At 59.2% G+C, this 21,842-nt stretch carries 21 protein-coding genes; 4 read left to right on the top strand and 17 right to left on the bottom strand.

Going from position 1 to position 21,842, the window contains the following annotated elements; all coding sequences use genetic code 11:
- Position 1: 1 nt before the first annotated feature.
- On the top strand, positions 2–223 hold the full coding sequence (locus tag ACOOHD_RS10290; protein ID WP_420457789.1) for a heavy-metal-associated domain-containing protein: 222 nt from the start codon (positions 2–4) through the stop codon (positions 221–223).
- Between the two features lie 144 nt (positions 224–367).
- Here the strand turns inward: ACOOHD_RS10290 and ACOOHD_RS10295 are convergent, their stop codons facing one another.
- A complete protein-coding gene (locus tag ACOOHD_RS10295) occupies positions 368–1,111 on the bottom strand; it encodes a hypothetical protein (protein ID WP_420457790.1) in 744 nt (247 codons plus the stop codon).
- 285 nt (positions 1,112–1,396) lie between these two features.
- On the opposite strand from ACOOHD_RS10295, the gene ACOOHD_RS10300 reads away from it, so the two are divergent.
- Positions 1,397–2,344 (top strand): SDR family oxidoreductase, encoded by a 948-nt coding sequence (locus tag ACOOHD_RS10300; RefSeq protein ID WP_420457791.1) that lies wholly within the window; start codon positions 1,397–1,399, stop codon positions 2,342–2,344.
- An 80-nt stretch (positions 2,345–2,424) separates the two neighbouring features.
- Here ACOOHD_RS10300 and ACOOHD_RS10305 read toward each other — a convergent pair whose 3' ends face one another.
- Complete coding sequence (locus ACOOHD_RS10305; RefSeq protein WP_420457792.1) at positions 2,425–3,225, bottom strand: phosphatase PAP2 family protein; 801 nt, start codon at positions 3,223–3,225, stop codon at positions 2,425–2,427.
- Between the two features lie 189 nt (positions 3,226–3,414).
- On the opposite strand from ACOOHD_RS10305, the gene ACOOHD_RS10310 reads away from it, so the two are divergent.
- Positions 3,415–4,545, top strand: a complete 1,131-nt coding sequence (locus tag ACOOHD_RS10310; RefSeq protein WP_420457793.1) for an ATP-binding protein — start codon at positions 3,415–3,417, stop codon at positions 4,543–4,545.
- Between the two features lie 100 nt (positions 4,546–4,645).
- On the opposite strand, the gene ACOOHD_RS10315 is transcribed toward ACOOHD_RS10310, so the two are convergent.
- The 3 genes from ACOOHD_RS10315 to ACOOHD_RS10325 form a co-directional block, all read right to left on the bottom strand.
- Positions 4,646–4,852 (bottom strand): hypothetical protein, encoded by a 207-nt coding sequence (locus ACOOHD_RS10315; protein ID WP_420457794.1) that lies wholly within the window; start codon positions 4,850–4,852, stop codon positions 4,646–4,648.
- Positions 4,853–4,863: 11 nt separating this feature from the next.
- The gene (locus ACOOHD_RS10320) at positions 4,864–5,892 is read right to left on the bottom strand and encodes an IS110 family transposase (protein WP_420457795.1); all 1,029 of its coding nucleotides are present in this window, start codon (positions 5,890–5,892) and stop codon (positions 4,864–4,866) included.
- Between the two features lie 294 nt (positions 5,893–6,186).
- On the bottom strand, positions 6,187–7,410 hold the full coding sequence (locus ACOOHD_RS10325) for an AAA family ATPase (RefSeq protein WP_420457796.1): 1,224 nt from the start codon (positions 7,408–7,410) through the stop codon (positions 6,187–6,189).
- A gap of 284 nt (positions 7,411–7,694) precedes the next feature.
- Here ACOOHD_RS10325 and ACOOHD_RS10330 point away from each other — a divergent pair, with 284 nt between their 5' ends.
- Positions 7,695–8,018: a hypothetical protein gene (locus tag ACOOHD_RS10330; protein ID WP_420457797.1), complete on the top strand. Its 324-nt coding sequence runs from the start codon at positions 7,695–7,697 to the stop codon at positions 8,016–8,018.
- Here ACOOHD_RS10330 and ACOOHD_RS10335 read toward each other — a convergent pair.
- The 12 genes from ACOOHD_RS10335 to ACOOHD_RS10390 form a co-directional block, all read right to left on the bottom strand.
- On the bottom strand, positions 7,993–9,183 hold the full coding sequence (locus ACOOHD_RS10335; protein ID WP_420457798.1) for an MFS transporter: 1,191 nt from the start codon (positions 9,181–9,183) through the stop codon (positions 7,993–7,995). The two genes, ACOOHD_RS10330 and ACOOHD_RS10335, sit on opposite strands and share 26 nt — an antisense overlap.
- 7 nt (positions 9,184–9,190) lie before the next feature.
- Positions 9,191–11,611: a TonB-dependent receptor domain-containing protein gene (locus ACOOHD_RS10340; RefSeq protein ID WP_420457799.1), complete on the bottom strand. Its 2,421-nt coding sequence runs from the start codon at positions 11,609–11,611 to the stop codon at positions 9,191–9,193.
- 251 nt (positions 11,612–11,862) lie between these two features.
- Positions 11,863–12,330 carry a phosphatase PAP2 family protein gene (locus ACOOHD_RS10345; RefSeq protein WP_420457800.1) on the bottom strand — a complete coding sequence of 156 codons (468 nt, stop codon included), beginning with the start codon at positions 12,328–12,330 and terminating at the stop codon, positions 11,863–11,865.
- Positions 12,331–12,342: 12 nt separating this feature from the next.
- Positions 12,343–12,552, bottom strand: a complete 210-nt coding sequence (locus tag ACOOHD_RS10350) for a hypothetical protein (protein ID WP_420457801.1) — start codon at positions 12,550–12,552, stop codon at positions 12,343–12,345.
- 9 nt (positions 12,553–12,561) lie between these two features.
- The gene (locus tag ACOOHD_RS10355) at positions 12,562–14,205 is read right to left on the bottom strand and encodes an ArnT family glycosyltransferase (protein ID WP_420457802.1); all 1,644 of its coding nucleotides are present in this window, start codon (positions 14,203–14,205) and stop codon (positions 12,562–12,564) included.
- Between the two features lie 97 nt (positions 14,206–14,302).
- Entirely contained in the window at positions 14,303–15,085 is a 783-nt protein-coding gene (locus ACOOHD_RS10360; protein WP_420457803.1) for a hypothetical protein, read from the bottom strand.
- A 368-nt stretch (positions 15,086–15,453) separates the two neighbouring features.
- On the bottom strand, positions 15,454–15,780 hold the full coding sequence (locus tag ACOOHD_RS10365; RefSeq protein WP_420457804.1) for a sensor histidine kinase: 327 nt from the start codon (positions 15,778–15,780) through the stop codon (positions 15,454–15,456).
- 24 nt (positions 15,781–15,804) lie between these two features.
- Complete coding sequence (locus ACOOHD_RS10370; RefSeq protein WP_420457805.1) at positions 15,805–16,713, bottom strand: sensor histidine kinase; 909 nt, start codon at positions 16,711–16,713, stop codon at positions 15,805–15,807.
- A complete protein-coding gene (locus tag ACOOHD_RS10375; protein ID WP_420457806.1) occupies positions 16,710–17,387 on the bottom strand; it encodes a response regulator transcription factor in 678 nt (225 codons plus the stop codon). The genes ACOOHD_RS10370 and ACOOHD_RS10375 overlap by 4 nt, the downstream gene beginning before the upstream one ends.
- Before the next feature lie 146 nt (positions 17,388–17,533).
- A complete protein-coding gene (locus ACOOHD_RS10380) occupies positions 17,534–18,154 on the bottom strand; it encodes a cation diffusion facilitator family transporter (RefSeq protein WP_420457807.1) in 621 nt (206 codons plus the stop codon).
- Positions 18,155–18,159: 5 nt separating this feature from the next.
- A complete protein-coding gene (locus tag ACOOHD_RS10385; protein WP_420457808.1) occupies positions 18,160–20,595 on the bottom strand; it encodes a heavy metal translocating P-type ATPase in 2,436 nt (811 codons plus the stop codon).
- A gap of 53 nt (positions 20,596–20,648) precedes the next feature.
- Positions 20,649–21,830, bottom strand: a complete 1,182-nt coding sequence (locus ACOOHD_RS10390) for an efflux RND transporter periplasmic adaptor subunit (protein ID WP_420457809.1) — start codon at positions 21,828–21,830, stop codon at positions 20,649–20,651.
- Between the last annotated feature and the right edge of the window lie 12 nt (positions 21,831–21,842).

Here is a 21,842-nt window from a genome sequence, read left to right on the forward strand (position 1 = left end):
CATGAAAACCCTACAATTCAAAACCAACATCAACTGTGGCGGCTGCCTGCGCGGCGTCACCCCCTTTCTCAACGAAAAAGACGGCATCAAAAGCTGGCAGGTCGACCTCCAGAGCGACGATCGCATCCTGACCGTAGAGGCCGACGATTCCGTTTCGCCTACCGAGGTTCGGCAGATCGTGGCTGAGGCTGGGTTCCAGGCGCAGCCGCTCGACCGGCCATGAATGGTAACTTCTTGACCAGTAGGGGTGAGGCCGCCTACACCACGGTCGGCTTCTTCTGGATGGCGCTGTATGACCGGGCCTTCATCAGGCTCACGTCGACCAGAAAGATCGAGGACCAATTGCTCAAGGCTGAGGGGGTAATACTTAGTGGCCGTACATCTGATTCCAGGTATCGGCTGGATCGTCCGCGTAGACGTAGGCGTGGGCCATCCAGCCGAACACCGTTTCGAGTAGGCGGCCATCCTCGGCGGCGCACTCGGCTTCGGTGGTGATGGGGCTTTCGGGACCGAAGACGGGCTGGCCGCGGTCGTCTACCCGGGCCCACGCTTTACTGTCCCAGATCGGTTTGGGTACGCAGATATTACGGTGGAGATGGTAGCGGACCTGGGAGAGTGGTACCCGGGCATTAAGGTCTTGTACGGTAGCCGTGACTGGAGCGGTGATCATCGCCCCGATCAACTTCCAACCCTGGCCGTCGTGGGTGCGCTCGTAGAGCAGACTGCCGGGTCGGGAGGGATCGAAACCGTCTGCCTCGTCCTTAGCGTACTGCTGATTGACCAGGTGGACTATATGCATGTGGGGGGGCGGGTCGGCAGGGAAGAACTCGTATCCGTCCCCCTGGGCTAACTCGATGTCCCGGTAGCGGGCTATGCCCTGTTTGATCTCCGCGGCTAGGTTATCGGCTCGCTCCCGGTCACCGGGTAGCTCCGGCTGGAGCTCGGTCATGATGCCGTGGGGGTCGCCCGGCATGGGCTTGGCAATGTCGGCGGCTACAACCTCCGACTCGTCGGCCGAGATCGCGGAGGTGACCACTCCGTCGATGAACTGTCCACAGCTACTCACGAACAAGAGGATCAGAAGAGGTAAGCCCGAGGCTAGAATTTTCATAACATATGCTTTGATCCGGCGATAAGACGGTTCATCCTCCTTAAATATTACCCTGACTACCGTTAAAGTGGTGTTAGTGGATGTGTCGCGATCTACCGTTCTCGCTGTTTGACCCCTTAATCGCTTCAGAAAAAAGCACGCTTTCTCAATTCCCTCCTTGATCGCTGCCAGCACCTGATCTGATACGCTCACCGCACCCCCGATAGCTATCGGGGCCCCGCCCGCTGAACCAAAAGCCTCTACTCCTTCTTGTACCGGCAACGCATCGGTAAAACTACCCCCACTATGTCCACCGGAAAAAGCAAGATCACTAACGTAGACGAACTCCTGTCCTCCATGACTCCGCCCGGCGCGCGGCAGGCAGACTCGGGCCGCATCCGCAAAGCCATCATCACCGCCGGCGACAGTGGCATCGGCCGCTACGCTGCCCTGGCCCTGGCCGAGGACGGCTGTGACATCGGCATCACCTACGCCCACCACGGGGAAGACGCGGAGCTCACCGCCGCGGCCGTACGCAAACTCGGTCGGCAGTGCTACGTCGAGCACATGGACCTCAGCATGCCCGAAAACTGCATCCCCGCCATCGACGCGCTGGTGAAGCAGCTCGGGGGCCTCGACATCTTCTTCAGCAACGCCGGCAAGATGACCCAGAAGCAGTTCCCCAACCTGGAGCTGTCGGATATGGACGACCTCTTCCGCATCAATACCTTCGGCGCCGTACTGGCCACCCAGCGTGCCACCCGCTACATGCTCGGTATGGACCCCGACGGCAACACCTCCAAATTCGAGGAGATCGCCAACATGGCTAGAAAAGTACTGACCGGCGAGGTGAGAAGCCCCCGCGAAACTCCCGGCCGCCTCATCATCAACACCAGTGTACACGAGCACGCGGCCAGTCCGGTCGATACCACCTACACCATGACCAAGCACGCCCTGGGCGGCTTCATCAAATGCGCTGCCCTGGCCCTGGGCGGCACCAACATCACCATCAACGGCGTACGCCCCGGGGAGATCGCCACGCCGATGAACGATTCGGATCCGGAGGATGCCATGGACACGAAGCGGGACCTACTTCCCTCCCGCCGCGTCGGCCACCCCGCCGAGATCGCCAGCATGGTTCGCTACCTGGCCAGCGACGAGGCCCAGTACATCAACGGCATCAGCTACGATGTGGATGGGGGATTCAGTGTCGGTGGCCCGATGGTATCTAAGGGGTACCAGAAGGTAGTGTAGGGGGAGATGTAAAAGTCTGAGGATTACGTGACCGGAGAAAAAGGCCGTCTGGACGTGATTGAGGAGACTTGTGCCTACGGTTAAAATTGGTAGGAAAGGTAAAGGCCCGGGCCCGTCGGAGTAACGGTGAGGCCCCGTGTCCCTAGGGCACGACGGTGTAGCACCGGCACCGTGTATCCGACGGCCGCCCCTAGCGCGTACCCGGCCAGGACGTCGGTAGGAAAATGCTCCCCGGCCCGTACGCGCAGGTAGCCGGTCACGGCGGGCAGACCGGCGGCTACCGTCCAGACGTAGGGGCGCAGTTTACTCTGAGGATAATAATCCGAGAAGGCGCGCCCAAAGAAAAAGGCGGCTGTGGCCGTATTGCTGGTGTGGGCCGAGGGAAACGATTTGCGGTCGTAAGTTTCCGCTACCCTGGCGGGATCGAGATCGTCCGAATACAAGTAGGGCCGGGGCCGCCGTACGGAACCCTTAATAATATCGGTCACCCCCTGGTTGATGAGCATCGTTTCGGCCAGGAGGATCGCCAGTTTTCCCGCGTCCTGGCGGCTGTCCCGGTCGAAGAGCAATAAGCCCGGCAGCGCCAGCGAACCGTAGGCGAGCACGTCGGATGCAGTTTTGGCAGTCCCGGAGTTGTAGGAAATGGCACCGCGATCAAAGGCGGAAACCCGGGGCAGCCGGAGCTCCGCCAGCGGCACGTTCGTGATGTGCCAGTCGATCAGGTAGCCCGTACCGACGGCCGCGGCCCCGCCCCCTCCGTAAAGCAGTTCGCGCTTCCAAGACAGGTGGTAGGGCCCCGCGGCGGGTGGTTGCCCGGTTAGGCTTACCGTAAGCGCAAAGAGGAGGAGAAAGAGGCTCCACCGGATCAGGAATACACGCATGCTGGGTCGTTCGGCTTGTTTCAAGTAAACGTACCGCGGCGCGAAGATGAGCCCGGAAAATTGGCTTTTGGAGGGCTGGCGCTAAATAAATTTGGGCGGGGCCACAGGTGCAGGGCTGATGGGTAATGGCAAATATCGGCGTGGTTTTGCAGGTATGGTAGCGAAATAACGCCTATATTTGCCATTAGTATGATAAACCGTCATCTTACGGGCCTGATCAAACCTCATTTAGGTGATAAGAAAGCATTGATCGTTCAGGGTGCCAGGCAGGTGGGGAAGACCACACTGATCAAGGATTTACTCCGCGACCGGGAAGGGGTGTTGTGGATCAACGGAGACGTTCTTGCCGATCAGACACTGTGGGGAAGCAACTTATCTCCCGAGCAGCTACGCCGGTTGGCTGAGGGGTTTTCCTTCCTGGTATTTGATGAAGCTCAACGCATCAATAATATCGGGCTTACCACTAAAATTCTGATCGACGAAGGCATTCCCGTCCAGCCCATTCTCTCCGGCAGCTCGTCGCTCAATCTGACCTCTTCGGTAAATGAGCCGCTTACGGGACGCAAGTGGTCCTTCGAGCTGTATCCACTGAATTGGGGGGAACTTACCGGGCACTACAACCTCTATCCGGTGCTGCGGCAGCTCGATAGCCGATTGGTGCTGGGTAACTACCCGGAGGTTGTCACGGCGTCTAGGAGTGTAGAGCGGCGCTTAGAAGAGATCACCTCCTCTTACTTATATAAGGACATCCTCGACTACGGAGCCATCAGGAAACCCGAATTGATCGCCCAGTTGCTACGGGCCCTCGCCTACCAAGTCGGTGCCCAGGTGTCCTATAACGAGCTGGCCAATATGCTGCAGGTCAGTAACGAGACCATCCGGCGGTATGTACAACTACTGGAAGAGAGCTACGTCATCTTTCGTCTCCCTCCCCTGTCAACCAATCCGCGTAAAGAAATATTTACCTCCCGCAAGATCTACTTTGTCGACAACGGCATTCGCAATGCCCTGATCGGCAACCTTTCCCCCCTGCAAAACCGCAACGACCGGGGACAATTGTGGGAAAATTTTATCGTCAGCGAGTTTATGAAACGGGCCAAGCACGGAGGCCACCGCACGACGCCGTACTTCTGGCGATCCAAGGACGGAGCGGAAGTCGATCTGGTACTGGCGCGAGATGGTCGCTACCTTGCTTACGAGATTAAGTACAATCCGCGTAAGAGCGCCAAATTTCCGAAATCTTTCCTCGAACGGTACCAGCCGGAGGTAGCAGAGGTGATCAACCGGGATAACTTTTATGAGTACTTGGGAAGAGGATAGCAAAATTTTCCCGCTCGAAGGCCTGACCGGCTAGCTTGGATACAGCTTCCTCTATTTCTATGGCACTCATACGGGGGCTGGGAGTGTGATCCGAGCCAGCTTACAACACCCCAAGCAACTCCCCCAGCGTAACCACCCGATCCACCACCTCCCGCAGCCACTTATTTTCCACCGGCGGGTAGTTCATGACCAGGGTGATCAGCACGCGTTTGCGCCCCTTAAAGTGGGCAGCCACCACCTGCTTCTTTCGTAGTAGCTCGGTAGCATCACTTTTAGTAAGCGTGAAGGGTTCGGCGTAGAACTTCATCTCGCAGATTGCTATGGAGTATGCAAGCTTACATGGCGTTCTTTTTGGTAAAGTGTGTCTTTTTCGATGCAGGCATAGAGCACGCGCAGCATTTTGTTCCTTACCGCATTGATCGCGGACAGATGGGCCTTGCCCTTAGCGCGTAACCGATCGTAGAGCTGGCGGTACAGGTTGTCGTGTTTGATCAAACTCATGGCCCCCAGATGGATAGCCGTTTTGAGCTCCGCGCTACTGGCCTTTGAGGTACGTGGCCCCCGCCGCACACTGCTGCCGCTTTGGTAGGTATGGGGCGAGATACCGGCGTAGCTGGCACAGGCCCGGGCGGTAGGGATCTTTTGGTACAACTCCGTCAGGGCTAGGACGACGAGCGAGTTTTTCGGGCCCATGCCGGGCACGGACTGGGTGATGCGGTACAGCCGACGCATCTGCTCATCTTCCTGGATCAAGGCGGTGAGGCGAGCGTCGAGTTCGGCTAGGTTCTTTTTCATCTGCTGCACCTGCCGGCGGATGATGCGTGCGCCGGTCGTGTCCAGGGGGTAGAGGGCATAGGCCTTGAGTTCACGGTAGGATACCTCCAGGGCGGTGAGCCCCTTAAGCAGGCTGCGGCGTAGTTGGAGCAATTGGCGCACCTGACGTAACTGCTTGGCAGGCAGGGTATAAGCCCGGGCATCGTTCTGATGCCTCAGGGCGTAGCGGGCAATGGTCAAGGCATCGCCGGCATCGGTTTTATCCTTCTGACGCCCGCTACTGAGTTTGATCTGTAGGGCATCCTCGCGCCACAAAAAGGGGGCGGCCTCATCAGTAGCCCGGTGCATAACGAGTAATAAGGGATGAGTGTAGACCCCCGTGTTTTCTACGCACTGCAGGATGTTGCAGGCCGCCGCACCCAGCTGGGTGCACAGGCGCTTAAAGAACTTACGGATAGTGGGTACTTCATTGGCGATGTTACCGCGGTCCACCGCTTGGCCCTGCCGGTCCAGCACACAATAGTCCAGGGTAGCTTTGCTGACATCCCAGCCCAGAAAATAGTTAAAATGCATATCTTTGAAAGGCATTGTGCAGAAGGCAGTTTGGTAGCTAGCTCATCTCCTCAATTAGCGGGTTCTCAGGACCCAGATTGCTATACGAGCTACAGCAACCAAACAGCGGCGCGGGGTGGAAAATCTGCGACGGATTCTACGATCCAGAGGTTCACACGCTTTACCCCGGCCGCTGCCTTTTGCGGTTAGTGAATAGCCGTAAAACTAGCCGCGCCGCCGCTTTTGGGAGCGGCGCGGCCAGTTTCACTCCCTTGAACTGGGGAAAAAAGTGGGGTGAAAACGGCTAGTGCAAACCTAAAGGAGGTTTACGGTAGCGTCCGGTCGGTCGAGTAGTAAGTCGATCTGGGCACCGTCGCTTTCTTCGGTGGCTTCGATGAACAGTGGACCGGACCACAGTTGCAAGCCCGATATACCGAGCACGTGCGTAAGCGCAGTTATATGCTTCTGACAGAGCAGCTCGAAGGCTACCCCCGCCCAACTCCGGTAGGAAGGAGAGGTAGCTACACTCGCCCATTGTCCCTGTTTGGGTGTTTGACCATTCTGGGTCATGAAGCGATGATAAAAAAGGGAGAACTCATCAACTAAGCGGTAGCGAGCGCCCCGCTTTTTACCACCGTGGGCCAGACTGTAGGTGACAAAGTCAGAGGCGGATAGCTCCTCAAGCGCCCGCGCGATCATACTCTGCGACTTTAAACCCGTCACTTTGGTCAGTACCGTTCGTGCCAGACCACCGGGGTATTTGGCCAATGCGCTGACGATAGCTTCGTGGGTGTCAGCATTGCGAAATAAGGCGGCAAACAGGTTACCATACTCCCGCCGCAGTAAGCCCGTAGCACTGAAGCACATCCGGTCGATGGCCGTCACGAAGCTATCCGCTCGCTCAAATCCATTGAGGTAATAGGGGATGCCTCCGATGGCCATATACGTCCGGGCAAGGTCCGTTTCCGTCAGGTCTACTTGACGGTCCTCCAGGTAATCCCGCGTTTCGCCCAGGGTGAACGGCCGTACGTGTAGGTGGCGGCTTACCCGGTTGTGCATTCCTCCCGGGTCGTTCAGAATTTTTTGGGTGATCCAGGCCGTGGCCGACCCACAGATGACCAGGATAAAGTGAGGTTGTTTAGATAGGTAGTCGTTCCAGAAGTGGGCCAGCATTTGTACAAAACTCCGGTCGCTGGCCGCGATCCAGGGTAGTTCATCGAAGAAGAGCACCCGTTTTCGGGTGGGTTTAAGTGTTTCCAGGTACTCCCGCAGGCGAACGAAGGCCCACTGCCAGGTGTCGGGCACCCGCGGCTCACCCGTCCCATCGTACTGAGCCAGGCGGACGGCAAAATTGACCAGTTGCTCGTGGCTACCCTGGTTCTGGATGCCGGTCATACTGAAACAGAATCGATCGCCGTAAAACGTATCGATTAGGTAGGTTTTGCCTACGCGCCGCCGGCCAGTGACGGCTAGGAACTCTGCATCGGAGCTGTGCGTAAGAGCTTGTAACACCGTTATCTCCGCTCTTCTGCCGATCATTCCGTAAAGGTAACTTTACTACGGAATTAGGGAATACTTTGCAGTAATTACTTCTGTTTTTATTGGCTTTATACAGAATTATCAAGTTGCCGCACCAATTTCGGTCACCATCATGCTTACGCGATAAAGTATGACCCACAAAACAAAGCTCGCTTTCTCAATTCCTTCCTTGATCGCTACCAGCACCTGATCTGATACGCTCACCGCACCCGCGGCCCCGCCCGCTGAACCAGATGCCTCCACTACTTCTTTTACCGGCAACGCATCAGGAAACTAACCCCAGTATGCCCACCGGAAAAAGTAAGATCAATTACGTAGACGAACTCCTGTCCTCCATGACCCCGCCCGGCGTGCGGCAGGCAGACTCGGGCCGTATCCGCAAAGCCATCATCACCGCCGGCGACAGTGGCATCGGCCGCTACTCCGCCCTGGCCCTGGGCGGCACCAACATCACCATCAACGGCGTGCACCCCGCCGAGATCGCCAGCATGGTCCGCTACCTAGCCAGCGACGAGGCCCAGTACATCAACGGCATCAGCTACGACGTGGACGGGGGATTCAGTGTCGGTGGCCCGATGGTCTCTAAGGGGTACCAGAAGGTGGTGTAGTTGCTGACGATAGGGAGCTGATGTACGCAGCGACCAGCAGCGTCAGCAAGGCCGTCCCGGCAAATAGCACATCGGCACCGAAGGTGATCCATACCACTCCGGCCAGGGAACTTGCTACCAAACTAGCCACACTCTCCCCCGCACTTACCGTGCCGATGGCCGTGCCCGTCTCCCGTAGCGGCACCAGCCGGCTGATCCAGGCCTTGGCTACCCCCTCCGTAGCGGCGGCGTAGAGTCCGTAGGCCGCAAATAAAGCCCCGAAGTGCCACCACGCTACCGCCTGCGACAGTCCGAGATAGACCGCGGCGAAGACCAGTAGGCCACCGATATATACCCGCTTGGGCCCGAACCGATCGGCCAGACCGCCGAAGGGATAGGCCAGCACGGCGTACACGAGGTTATAGAACACGTACCAGCCGATCAGGGCCGTATCGCTCAGCCCCGCCTCCTTCAGCATGAGTAGCAAAAACAGGTCGGAGCTATTGATGAGCGCGAAGGCGATCAATCCCCCGAACAGCCGGCGGTACGGTCCGGCCGCCGTCCTGATGTAGCGGATAAATTCCAGGATGCCCGGCCGGCCACCCGCCTGCGGCATCACCGGCTGCTCCCGCAGCAATAGGGTAGCCGCCACCGCCAGTAGCCCCGGTACCACCGAAATGATGAACAGCCAGCGGTACTGCCCCGGATACGCCCACAAAAAACCGAGGGCCAGGAGCGGCCCCAGCGCCGCGCCGGTCGTATCCATCGCGCGGTGAAAGCCAAAAACCCGGGCCCTGGTTTCCGGTCGAGCCGCACCGGCCAGCATCGCATCGCGGCCCCCGGTACGAACGCCCTTACCCAGTCGCTCGGCCGTGCGTGCTAGGAAGACCCACCAGGGTGCCGTGAATACGGCCATAAGGGGTTTAGCCAGCGCGCTGATACCGTAGCCGATCTGTACGAAGGGCAGGCGCCGGCCCGTCCGATCCGACCACTGTCCGAAGTAGCCCTTACTTAAGCCCGCCGTGGCCGAGGCCACCCCCTCCAGCACGCCGATCCCGGCCACCGTAAACCCGATGCTTTCCAGGTAGAGTGGCATGACGGGGTAAAGCATTTCGCTGGCCACGTCGGTCAGCAGGCTCACCGTGCCGAGTAGTACTACCGTGCGGGTGATGATCTTTTGCTGCAAGGTCGACTTACTTTAGCTTGTACTTTACCCCCGCCGTAACCACCTGTGTCTCGTAGTAGTTGGCCGTGGTGACGGTAAATCCCTCCCCGGCAAATTGCTCGCGGATCTGGAAGGTATTGAGCAGGTCGGTAGCTGCCAGGCTAAACTCCAACCGCTGTGCGGGCAGCTGCTTGCGCAGGCCCAGATCAAGACTGAAGCGCGACAGCGTCTTACCCTGGGGAATGATATTCGGCGCGAGGTACTGTGCCGTTAGCTGCAAATCGACCGTCTCGCTAACATCTCCATTCACGTTGAGCTTGCCGTTCCAGGTGTAGCCGGTGCTACTTGCTACGGAGAAGGGCTGTACGGTTGGATAGCGGTGCGCGCCACTGAAGGCAGCCAGGTGGTTGCGGTACCCGCTCAGACTGGCATCGGAGCGCCATGACTCGCTCAGCCGGCGGTCTACGATGAGCTCCAGACCAATGTTCGTACCATCGCCCAGATTTTGGGGAATGGTATGAAAGACCGGAAACTGCCCCTCGCCGTTCGCGTCCGTGGTCAGGATACGAGCGAAGATATTGGTGATCGACCGGTAGAAGACGGCGGCGTAGACCGAGCCCCGCTCTCCCCCCTGCTTCCAGGCGGCCTCTAGGGTCTGGGTGAACTGGGGACGTAGCGCCGGGTTGCCGGTTTTGAGCAGTTCCGGGTCGTCGTACTTGGGGAAGGGCCGGACGAAGAACTCGCTAGGCCGGTCGATGCGACGGTTGTAGAACAGGGAGATTTTTGCACCCGCGGCCCCGCCCCGGTAACTCAGGCGTGCGCTAGGAAAAAGCGGTTGATAATCATAACGCTCATTACTGTAGTAGGCGTTCTCCGGGTCAATGGTAAAGTCGACAACCGTAGGCTCGAAGCGTAGACCGGCCTCGAGGGTCAGCCGCTCGCCCTCGCGCACGTAGTTGCCATACAGGGCATACACGTCTTCGCGGTATTCGGAGTAGCTACCCAGCTTGGGGTCGAGAATGCTCTGCTCCCCCGGAAATAGGGTGTAGGTGAGCGGTATGCGCCGAAGACTGGTCTTGCTGCCCAGCTCCAGCGTACCGTTGGCCAGGGGCTTGGTGTAGTCGAGGCTGATGTTGTTGACGTACTCGTAGATGGTCAGAAAGGTGCCGTCCAGGAACCGGCCACCGTTTTTATTATCGACGAACGGGAAGAGCTCATCCTCCCCCCCGCCGGTGTAAAGGTAGCTGGCCCGCAGCTCGTGCCCTGGCTGACTGAACTTGTGGTCGAAGGCGCCCGAATAGTTTATGAATTTGGTACGCTCGTCCTCTATCCAGGTCCAAAGGCGTCGCCGCTCGCCGCTTTCGGCATCGTCGTAGGGGACGTAACCGAAGTCGTTGTGGTACTCATCCTGCCAGAGGGCGAAGACCGTGAAGGTATTGGCGGGGTCGATTGACCAGTCCAGCCCGCCCTTGAGGTTGTAGAGCTGCTGCTGGCGGTTTTCGAGGAACTGACTGCGGATGTCGCGCCGGTCGCTACCGTCGGTGTAGTCGCGCAGGGTGAAGGTGTTGTTGTTGACGCGCCGGCGCACGATGCCGTCGCCCTGGAAGAAGAAGTTAATCTTTTCCCTGCGGTAGTTCACGCTGAGGGCGGGGTTCAGTTTGGGTGTCCAGGCGTACTTATCGGTGAGGTTCGGTAGGTTGGCCCGCCGCTCGGTGAGTTCTCCGAGCCCGCCGTAGAGGGCGGCCTCCCCGTTCCAGCCGTCGTTGCGGTCTTTTTTATAGATGATATTGATCACGCCGGCCAGTCCGCGGGCGTCGTATCTGGCCGAGGGATTGTTGATGATCTCGATGCGCTCGATGTTAGCGGCCGGCAGATTGTCCAGCCCCCTTTGGTTCCCGAATCCGGTCAGGCTGCTGGGCTTGCCGTCGATCAGTACGGTGACCTGGTCGCTGCCCCGCAGGAGGATCTTTCCCTCCGGGTCCACCGTCACGCCGGGCAGGTTGCGCATGGCCTCGAGGGCCGAGCCGCCGGCCTGGGAGAGGTTATCGTCCAGGGAGAACACCTTGCGGTCCAGGGCGGCGGCCACGGTTTCCCGGCGGCCGGTGACTGTGATTTCCTCCAATCGGGCGGCATCGGGCTGTAGTGAGAGGCTACCGAGGTCGAGAGCGGAGGCCGTCTCCCCCACCCGGAACGGATGGGTAAGCGGGAGGTAGCCTAGGTAGCTGATCTCCAGTACGTAGTTGTCGGCGGCCAGGCTACCGAGTTGGAAGCGGCCCTGCTCGTCGGTGAGTACCCCTCCTTGCTGGCTGCCGTCTAGTAGTACGACGATGGAGGCAAAGGGCAGACCCTCCCCCGTATCCGAACCTACCACCCGCCCGCTTACCTCAGCGGCCTGACCGTAGCTAGTCAGGGAAAAAATTGAGAAATACAAGAACAGCAGTAAGCGCATAGGGTGGAGTTAGAGTACATGGTTAACAAGATAGCTTAATCGCGGTCGGCTTCCGTCAGGGGTAGGCGCTCGACCCGGGTGCCGTCCTTATGTCCCGTTCCAGGGAGCAGGAAGCCAGTAGTAGCGAGCATACGGTAAATGCAAAAAATGCTTTCATGGTAAGGGGATTTCTATGCGTCGCCTTTGGCGGGGCCGCAGGTGCAAAGGTGCCAGGTGAGGTTGGAGACATCTTGGTTGGTCCGATACTTCAATCATATAGCGATATCCTCCCCAGTACGCTTTTTCAGGGTGTGGGTATACCAGCTCAGCAAACCGACCAACAGCGCTAGTCCAAGCAGGAAACCGGCCAGCACATCCGTCCCCCAGTGAACGCCCAAATACACCCGGGAAAAGGGTACGGTAAATACCAGGAATAGCGAAAAAACTCCTAAACTTACCCGCGCACCCCGGGGCCAGCCGGTCATCCGGTAGGCTAGGTACGCCAGAAAGCCGAAGAAAACAGTATAAAAGGTAACGTGACCACTCGGGAAGCTCTGAAACTGCGCCTCGTACACCACCCGCACCAGATCAGCCGTGGGCCGCTGCCGGTTCATGATGAGCTTGGCGGCGGCAATGACCGGAAGGCTCAGTACCGACAGTAGAATAAATTTTGCTTCGAGGGGCCTGTGGGCAAGGTAGAACCCAACGGTCGCCACCGCGATACTGAGTATGGCCCCCATATTGCTCCCAAATCAACTGATGGCCCTCATGAACCAGTCCAGCCCGGGCGATTGGTGCTCCTGCACCTCCTCCGAAAACTCAATATCTATGATCGACGTAGGAAGTAGGTAGACAAAGACGGTAAGCAGGAGGTATCCCACCACAAGGGCCAGTACAAGGTGGAGGGCCAGCCGCTCGTCCCGGCGGAGGTAGCTAGTGAAGCTGTTCCAGATGGCTTGCATCGCAGTCGTTTAATTGTAGTAGATGTAGTAACGGCCCAATCGGTCCTGCTGCCCCAGCCCCTCCAACCAGTTGCGTAGGCTATCCGACGGCGCGCCGGGGGCAATCACCACGATGGGCGTGCGATGCCACCTGCGGGATAGCAGATCCACGGTGGCGGGGACGGAAACGTCGTACCACCGTTCGTGCCAGAGCTCGTTCACCTGTCGGGACGTATCCCGCGGCATACCGCCTTCGTACAGTCGCTTCATATCGGTCTCCAGACCGAAGGCCAGCCCGGGCAGCTCCCGGTTAAGCATATGCACCTCGCGGTCACCTAGTCCACGCTCCTTCAGATAGCGGACCAGGGGTTGCGGACTATTGACCAGTAGCTCATTATGCGCGAGAAATTCCCGTCCGATGGGAATGAGGCAGGTAGCAAAAAGGAGACTTACGATAAGTAATCGCTCCGCTCCGTTGGCGGTAGTAGCGACTGTGTGACGGGGTAAATACCAGATCAGCGGCAGCGCGAAACCCAGGTAGGCATAGTACCGGACGCCCCCCGCTACCTGGGTTGTTAGCCAGGGAGTGGCCAGTAGAGCGACTAGCAAAATAGTTGCCTGAATTTGCATTATTAGTAGCCACCGTTCTATCTGGCGGCCGCTGGTATCATCCTGTTGCAGCCACACCGCAGTTAGTAGGCCAATTCCAGCGTAAGCCGGGAGCACATACAGTATTAGTTTCGACTGCGCGAAGGAGTAGAACAGAATGGGCCCAACGACCCATGCGGCCAGCCAAAGCATGGTTTTGCGCAGTGCCCGCACGGCCAGCCACCAACGACCGTGCGCGATCAACGCCACCCCCCAGGGAAGCGTGGTCGCCAGCACCGTCACGAGATAAAAATAGGCGGGCTTAGCGCGCATCCACTGGTCGGAGGTGTAGCGGTGTACGGTCTGCTCCACTACGAAGTAATGCAGCAAGAACGGGTCTTCGACGATCAGGGCAGCGTACCAAGACAGACCCACGACCAGAAACACTAGTACATTTAGCGCGTGCCGTGCGATCGTTTTCCACCAACTAGCGGGCGGATGCAGCAGGTAATAGGTGGGAAGTAGGACGGCCGGCAGGATCACCACACCCGCACCCTTGGTCAGTGCCGCCAGCCCGCAAAAGGTATATGTAAGCAATAGCCAGAGAAGCGGGTGCCGCTGACTTTGGGAACGCAAAAAAGCCCAGACCCCAGCCAGTAGAAAGGTGGTCAGGTACAGATCGGTCGTCAGATTGTGGGCCCCGATCAGTACGGCAGGAAAAGAAGCGTAAATGGCTACCGCCCAAAGAGCCGCCTGCCGGTCCAGAAGCAGTACACCGATGCGGTACATCAGCCACAGTTGGGCCAACAGCGCGATCTGAAGAAAGAAACGTGCCGACCAGGGGGAGACCCCGAAGAGCCGATAAGCGAGGGCCGTAATGGCGTACGTCATCGGTGGCTTATGATAGTGTCGGAGCCCGGTAAAGGTCGGGTGCAGGTAGTCGCCACTCAGGTACATCTCCCGGCTCATTTCGGCGTAGCGGGCCTCGCTGGTTTCCAGTACGCCCCAGGAGCCGAGGCGGTAAAAGAGTAGTAGGCTAAACAGAACTAGTAGCGCCTGGATGACTCGGCGCGCCGTGAACGTCATGGGTAGGGATTGCCGTGAGCCGGCGAAGTACCCCACCGATCTTGTAGAAAGACTGGAGGATTGAGAGGCCGTAGTGTTCCTTTAGCGCAGGGTCCCCCTACTCTGTGCTCGACTTGCCCTGCTCGGGCCCTCCGCGGTGCAGAGTGATTACCGAGTATGCCACGAGAACAACCAGCACGATAAATAGCACCGCAGAGGAGCCGATCGTGCCCAAATTGAGCCCCCCCGCCCCGGTGGGTTTGGTAAGTAGATCACCAAAGGTCGCGCCGAATGGTCGAGTCAGTACGAAGGCCACCCAGAACAGTAGCACGCGCGACAGATCGGTCAGGTAGTACAGGGCAGCCACCACGCTAATACCGGACCCGATCAATAACGCGCCCCCCATAAAACCCAAACCGGAATCGTCGGCCAAAAAATCCCCCAGGGCCGTCCCGAGGGTGTTGGAAATGAGAATGGTGATCCAGTAGAACATTTCCGGACGGAAGGTGCGGATGTTGCTCACGGAAAGCGAACCTTCCAATCGGTACCAAATGGCCAGTGAAGTGAGCAGTAATACAACTAAGATCAGTGCTCCGGTGGCATACCCAAGGCCTAGGCTGCGATCCATGTAATCGGAAATGGTAGTGCCGGCGGTACTAGTGGTAAGAATCACCGACCAGTACAAAATAGGATGATACACCCGGGCCCGCAACTGAGCAACGAGCGTAATCAAGAAAGCCCCAATGAGGATCAGGGAGCTCAGCCCATACCCCACCCTTAGGGTCATGGATAGCAAATCACCGGCCGTCTCCCCCAGCGTAGTGGTGCAGATCTTCATGATCCAAAAAACCAGGGTGACCGTTGCTACCTTGCGGGGACTGGTAGAGGATGCACTTAGCATAGCGTGAAATTTAGAAGCGATAAGAGAGATATAATCCGTTACCCGCCGGCACCAAGCTCATCCCCCTCGGCCCAATGGGCTTACGGTGAAGGGCCGGCACGCTGCCAAAGGCTACGGAGCCCACCGTCGTACCAGCGTACAGCAGATCGCACTTAAGACTGAGGTAATAGGGCCCTTCCCCTCCCTCCGTAGGGGATTGCCCGGCCAGGGGAAACCAACCGAGCAGCAGGAATAAGGAAACGATCCGAGAAAGCCAAAGCGTACGGATGCAAATCAGGGGGGTTTAGGTTATACCGGCAAAGCTGTCGGTCAACTTTGGAGATTTACTGGAGTATAGTTACCGCGTAGCAAAAGCATCGCGATTACCTTCACTGGAGGCCAAGTATGATCTCATGCCACTCCCCCCTGTTTTCGTAGGTGAGACGGTATCCGTACCGCTTACAGATCTCCCTGACGATGGAAAGACCCAAACCCAGCGACTGGTTGTCCGCATCCCCCTTTCCGAACCGTTCGAAGAGCCGTTCCGTATCATTGCCCACCATAGGCAACCCGGTGTTCCCCACGGTTAGTGTTCGGTCCCGCAACGTGATGCTCACCCGCCCGCCGGCCACATTATGCTTGATCGCGTTGCTAAGCAGGTTGTTGAGCAGCACGTCCAGCAGCACGGGGTGGGCGCGGACGCAGGTGCGGTGCAAATCGGATTCGAGCAGCAGTCCTTTCTACTCCAGCATTGCTTCGAGTTGCTCGATTTTGTTCCGCAGCAGGGGGGCCAGTTCGATGTCTTCTAGCTGCTCGTACTGATCGTTGTCGATGCGGGTGAGCAGCAGCAGGGCCTGGTTGAGCTTTTTGAGGCGGTCCAGTGCCTCACTGAGGTGTTGGAGATGAGCGAAATCGGCTTCGTTACGGTCGGCAGATTGCAGCATCAGATCGACCTGGTTGCGCATGATGGCCAGCGGCGTTTGCAACTCGTGACTGGCATTGTCGGCAAACTGCCGCAGGGAGTGGTAGTCCCGGCGGAGCTTTTCGGTCATGCTCCGCAGAGCGGCATTTAGCCGGTCGAATTCCTCAGTGTCATTGGGGGGGAATACCGGAAGCGTTTTGCTCTTCACGTCAAAGCTTTGCACCTGCGTCAGCGCCCCAAGGAAGGGTTGCCAGAGCCGCAGGGAGAGGTAGCGGTTGAGCACGTAAATACCGAGCAAGAACAGTCCGAAAAAGGCCATACTTACCCCAAATAGGACTACGATGAGGTCCTCGCTCTCTACCTTGAGCCGGGAAACGGTGATACGGTAGGGCTGCCCGTTGATCTCCCGGTCGTAGGTCACTCTGCGGTAGGGTTCCAACTCTGCCTCGATGGGTTCGAAGAAGGACGTATCGGAAAAGGTAAATGACTTAGTGATCCGGCCAATTGGCGCGGTGGTAACGACGGCGTCGAGCTGGTAAAAGGTATCCGGCACCACCGGCAGCTGGGCTAGGTAGGCATCGAGCCGCACGCTGGCGTCGGCGACCTGATCGTCCAGCTCGTCGTCGATGATGTAGCGCAGCACGGAGAAGAGCAGCAGACCGGTGAGGAGAAAGGCTACCGCTGAAAAGGCGAGGTAGTAGCGGGAGGTGCGCTGCAATAGCTTCATACCGCCGCCCACTTATAGCCGAGACCGTAGACCGACTGGATATAGTCCTGAGCTCCCACGCCCACCAGCTTTTTGCGCAAGTTCTTGATGTGACTGTAGATGAAATCGATAGAGTCGAGTAGATCGGCCTGATCTCCGCTAAGGTGCTCGGCCACGGCTTCCTTGGTCAGCACCCGGTTCGGATTGGCCAGGAAGTAGAGCAGTAAATCGTACTCCGAGCGGGTTAGTTTGACCGGACGGTCTGCTACGGTCACCTCGTGCTCGCCCGGCCGTACTCGGATCTCGCGGTAGTGTATTTCCTGATTGCCCCCGAACTGGTTGCGGCGCACGAGGGCCTTGATGCGGGCGTTGAGCTCGGCCAGGTGGAAGGGTTTGGGTAGATAATCGTCGCTACCGAGCTCAAGCCCGCTGATACGGTCGTCGATGCTGTCTTTAGCCGAGACGATGATGATACCGGCCCGCTGCTGGTCGGCCTTCAGTTTACGGATGATCTCCAGTCCGCTACCGCCGGGCAGGGTAATATCTACCAGGATGCAGTCATAGTCGTAGAGCCCAGTTTTTTCCCAGGCTTCGTCGAAGTCGGCGGCTAGTTCGCATAGGTTACCTTCGGATTCCAGGTATGATTGGATACTCTCAGCCAGGACCGCTTCGTCTTCGATGATGAGGATTTTCATGAACTGGAGCCTTGGAAGCGAAGTGTGAGTGGAATCTTACGGGCGCAAGTTGCCGCCCCAATATTAGAGATAAATTGGAGCTATTGGTGCGATCTGTTTTCTAAATGCTCTACGCAGTCCCCGGACCTCCGCGGGGAAATGCACCCTCACCGCTCCCGCCCCTCCCCGAACGCCTCCCACCCCTCCTTCAGCGCATAGGGCACGATCAGCAGCGCCGCTACCGGATCGGCCCACCACCAGTCCAGGTAGCGTACGGCCAGGAGCCCGGCCAGCACGGCCACGGTCTGGTAAAGACAAACGAAGGTGTCTTTGGAGTCGGCGATCAGCTCCCCACTGTCCAGCGCCTGGCCGTACCTGCGCTTGTAGTAAATCAGGAAGGGGTTGACCACCAGCGATACCAGCAGGATACCTATGCCCAGATTGCTCCACTCGGCGGTCTCCCGGTTGATGAGCTTCGACACCGAGTCGTAGGTAATGAACACGCTCACGACCAGGAAGGAGGCCGCAATAACGTAGAAGGTGATCTTCTCCCGTTTCGTGACCTCCTCCTCCGCAATACCTTCGGACTCACCGTGCAGCCGCCACCACAGCGTACTGGCCGAAACTACCTCGATGGTACTATCCAGTCCCCAACCGATCAGGGCCGCGCTTCCGGATATGAAACCGGCGGTCAGCGATACGCCGACTTCAATGGTATCGTAGACGACATTGAATATCTGTAGCCGCTCGGCTTTATGCAGGGTTTGCTCTCTGTTCTCGTTACTCATTGCACTCAGTTCTTAGCGTTTCGCTTATAGGCCAGCAGCCGCAGGGCGTTGCCCACCACCACCAGCGTAGAGCCCTCGTGGGCGATTACCGCCGGACCGATCTCGGCTATGCCCAAAAGGGTGAGGGGAATCAGGATGGCCACCATGCCGAGACTCATGATCAGGTTCTGACGAATGATGGCTTTGGCCTTGCGGCTCAGGCCGATGGCAAAGGGCAGGTTATCGAGTCGGTCGGCCATGAGGGCCACGTCGGCCGTTTCCAGGGCCACGTCGGAGCCGGCCGCGCCCATGGCGATGCCCACGGTAGACTTTGCCATGGCCGGCGCGTCGTTCACCCCGTCGCCAATCATGGCCACCATGCCCTCCTCGGCCCGCAGTCGCTCGATGGCGGCCACCTTGTCCTCGGGTAATAGGCTACCGAGGGGGTCGGTGATGCCGATGTCGGCCGCAACGGCATTGGCCACTTTCTGGTGGTCGCCGGTGAGCATGACCATCTTGCGGATACCGACGTCTTTGAGCGCGGCCAGGGTGGACTTTGCCTCGGGGCGGGCCACGTCCATCACGGCAATTACGCCGAGGTACTTCCCGTCGCGGTAGACGATCATCGCTGTATTTCCCTTCGCCTCCAGCTCGGCCATCTGCCGGTCGAGCTGCTGGGGTACGGCCGCTCCAGTCAGCTCCTCGAAGAGCCGCCGGTTGCCGATATGTACCTGCTGACTGTCCACCACGGCTTTGATGCCACGGGCGGTGAGGGCTTCGAGGTTTTCGGCCTGCGGGATTGTAGCATCCGCCAGGCGTTCCTTGCCGCCCTTCACGATCGCGGCGGCCAGGGGGTGGTCGCTCAGTTCCTCGACGGCAACGGCCGTGGTGAGCAGTTCGGTTTCCTTCACACCCGCGGCGGGAATAACCTCCGTCAGGCGGGGCCGGCCCTCGGTCAGGGTACCCGTCTTATCGAAGGCCAGGGCGGTGATGCCCCCGAGGTCTTCCAGCGGACGCCCTCCCTTGATGAGCACCCCTTGCCGGGCGGCTCGCGCCACTCCGGCCAGGACGGCTGAGGGGGTGGAAATTGCCAGGGCGCAGGGACTGGCCGCCACCAGCACCGCCATAGCCCGGTAGAAGCTCGCCGAGAAGGGCTCGTCGATCACCAGAAAGGCGAACAACAGCAGTACCACCAGCCCGATCACCGCCGGCACGAAGTAGCGTTCGAACTTGTCGGTCAGCTGCTGGGTAGGCGACTGCTGGGTCTCGGCCTCCTTGACCAGGGTCACCAGACGGGAAAGCGTACTGTCACCCGCCAATTTCATCACCCGGATTTCCAGCGGCGAGCTGCCGTTGATGGTGCCAGCGAAGGCCCGGTGCTCGGCCGCTAGCGTATCTAGTTCGTAGTCTTTCGCGGGATCGTCGACGGGCCGCTTGTCCACCGGCACGCTCTCCCCCGTGATCGGTGCCTGATCGACGGCCGAGCTGCCGCCTACGATCAGTCCGTCGGCGGCAATCTTCGAGTTCGGGCGTACGACGATGGTATCGCCCAGAGCCAGCTCCTCCACGCCGACTTCCACCGTCTCGCCGCCCCGCTTCACCAGCGCGGTAGGGGGGGCCAGATCGGACAGGGCGGCGATGGACTTTCGCGCCCGACCCATCGCGTAGTTCTCCAGCGCATGACCGATGCTAAATAGGAACAACAGTAGCGCAGCCTCCTGAAACTCCCCGAGCGCGCAGGCCCCGGCCGCCGCCACCAGCATCAAAAAGTCGATCTCGAACTTCCCCTGCCGGATGGTCTGTATCGCCTCGATCAGAATGAAGTAGCCCCCCAGCAAAATGGCGATCACAAACAGTACGGTCGGTACGATCTCGGCCACCCCCTCCAGGAAGCTCAGCAGCAGCCCCGCCAGCCAGAACACCCCGCTACCGATGGCGAAGTACAGCTCGGTATTCTCCCCGAGGATGCCGCCGTGGTCATGGGTGTGGCCGTGGTCGTGGCCGGCGTGCTCGTCCGCTTCCACCGTACCGGCGATGCGCAGATCGGTGTCGGTCACCGCCCGGCGTACCCCCGCCTCGTCGATGGCCTCGGCGTCGTATTCGATCCGCGCCACTCCCGCCCCCGAGACCACGGCCTCGGTGATGCCCCCGGTCTTCCCGATTTGTTCGCCGACCTGACGCGCATGCCGTTGGTGGCGGATACCGGTCACGTCGAGCAGCAGATGTCGGTAGCGGCGAGTGATCTGCGCGCCGGCCCGTTTGGCCAGGGCCTCTACTTTCTCCAGCGCCAGCTGATCGGGGTCGTAATGAATGCAGACCTCCGGGGGTGTTCCCCCTTTGAGGTGGGCGGTATCAACGCCCGGTTCGGCCCGCAGGGCTTCCAACAGGCGTTCGACGCAGCGGTCCCGGGCGTCGGGCACTTCGGGTAATAGGACGGGGAGATTCAGCGTCAGTTTATGCATGCTTGGAGTTCTTAGCGGTGTTTGCGTTTGTACTGCTTAAGTAGCTCACGGCGTTAGTGCTCGTGTTCCATATTACCTACTTGCGACTGCGCGTACACGAAGTAGGCCCCCTGCGTCACGATCCGCATACCCGCCGGCAGCGAATCGATCAGGCGCACGGCGGTGAACCCATCGTCGGTGGTGCCCGGGTTGACCATGAGGCGGGTGAAGGTGATCTCGTCCTCCTGCGCCGTTGCCGGGGCGGCGTAGACGTAGCTGGTCTCGCCCTCCCGCACAACGGCCGCTTCCGGTAGGGCCGCTACCGTCTGATCGTCTAGCCAGATACGCGCCTCGGCGAAGCGGCCCTCCACGAAGGGCGGCTGCTCCCCGCGCAGGTGAGCGTGTACGCGCACGGTCTTGTTCTCCGGATTAAATACTTTGCCGATCACGTGCACCTCCGCCTCGTACTGCTGGGGCCCCAGGGCGGGTATCCGGTAGCTCACCCGCTGCCCCACCTCCACGCGGGCTACGTCGCGTTCGAAGACCTCCAGCTCCAGGTGTAGGTGATCTTCGTCGATGAGCTCCATCAGCTCGATACTAGGTTCGACATACATGCCATCGTGCACATTAATGGTGGTGATGTAGCCGGAGCGGGGGGCAAACAGGGTGACCCGGTCGATGATGTTTGCCGGGGTCACGTCAGCGGCCCGGATGCCCACGTACTCCAGGCGCTGGGTGATGCCGGCCAGCGTGGCCTCCTTCGCCGCGACCTCCGAGCGCAGGCGTTGCACGGATTTAAGCACCCCGGCGTTGGCGGCTACCAGTTGCTCCTGCCGCTCCAGTTCCTGGCGTAGGAACTCCAGTTCCGCTCTCGTCTCCAGCAAGTGCTGCTGCTGATCGATGAAGTTTACGTTTTCCAGGTAGCCCAGCGTAGCCCCCTTGCGCACGTAGTCGCCCTCGACGTAGTTGCGCACGTCGTGCACGAAGCCGGCGGCGCGGGTGCTCACGGCGGCGTAGGCGTTGGGCGGCAGACCTAGTGCGCCGGTGGCGCTGAGGTAGTCGTTCAGTTTCAGGGCAGTGAAGTCGCCGAGGCGGATATCCATATTGCGAACCTGCTCGGAGGTCAGGTGAATGCCGGCGTCGGGCTGTTGTTCGTGGGGGTCAGGATGCGGGTCGTCTTCCGGGCCGTCATTTTCTGGGGCGGGGCCGCAGGTGCAAAAATGGAGGAGAAAGAGCAATGCGTATGCGGCTTTCATGGCTTGGAGCTT

The sequence above is a fragment of the Neolewinella sp. genome (genome assembly GCF_965214665.1).
In the GTDB taxonomy this organism is placed as follows: Bacteria; Bacteroidota; Bacteroidia; order Chitinophagales; family Saprospiraceae; genus Neolewinella.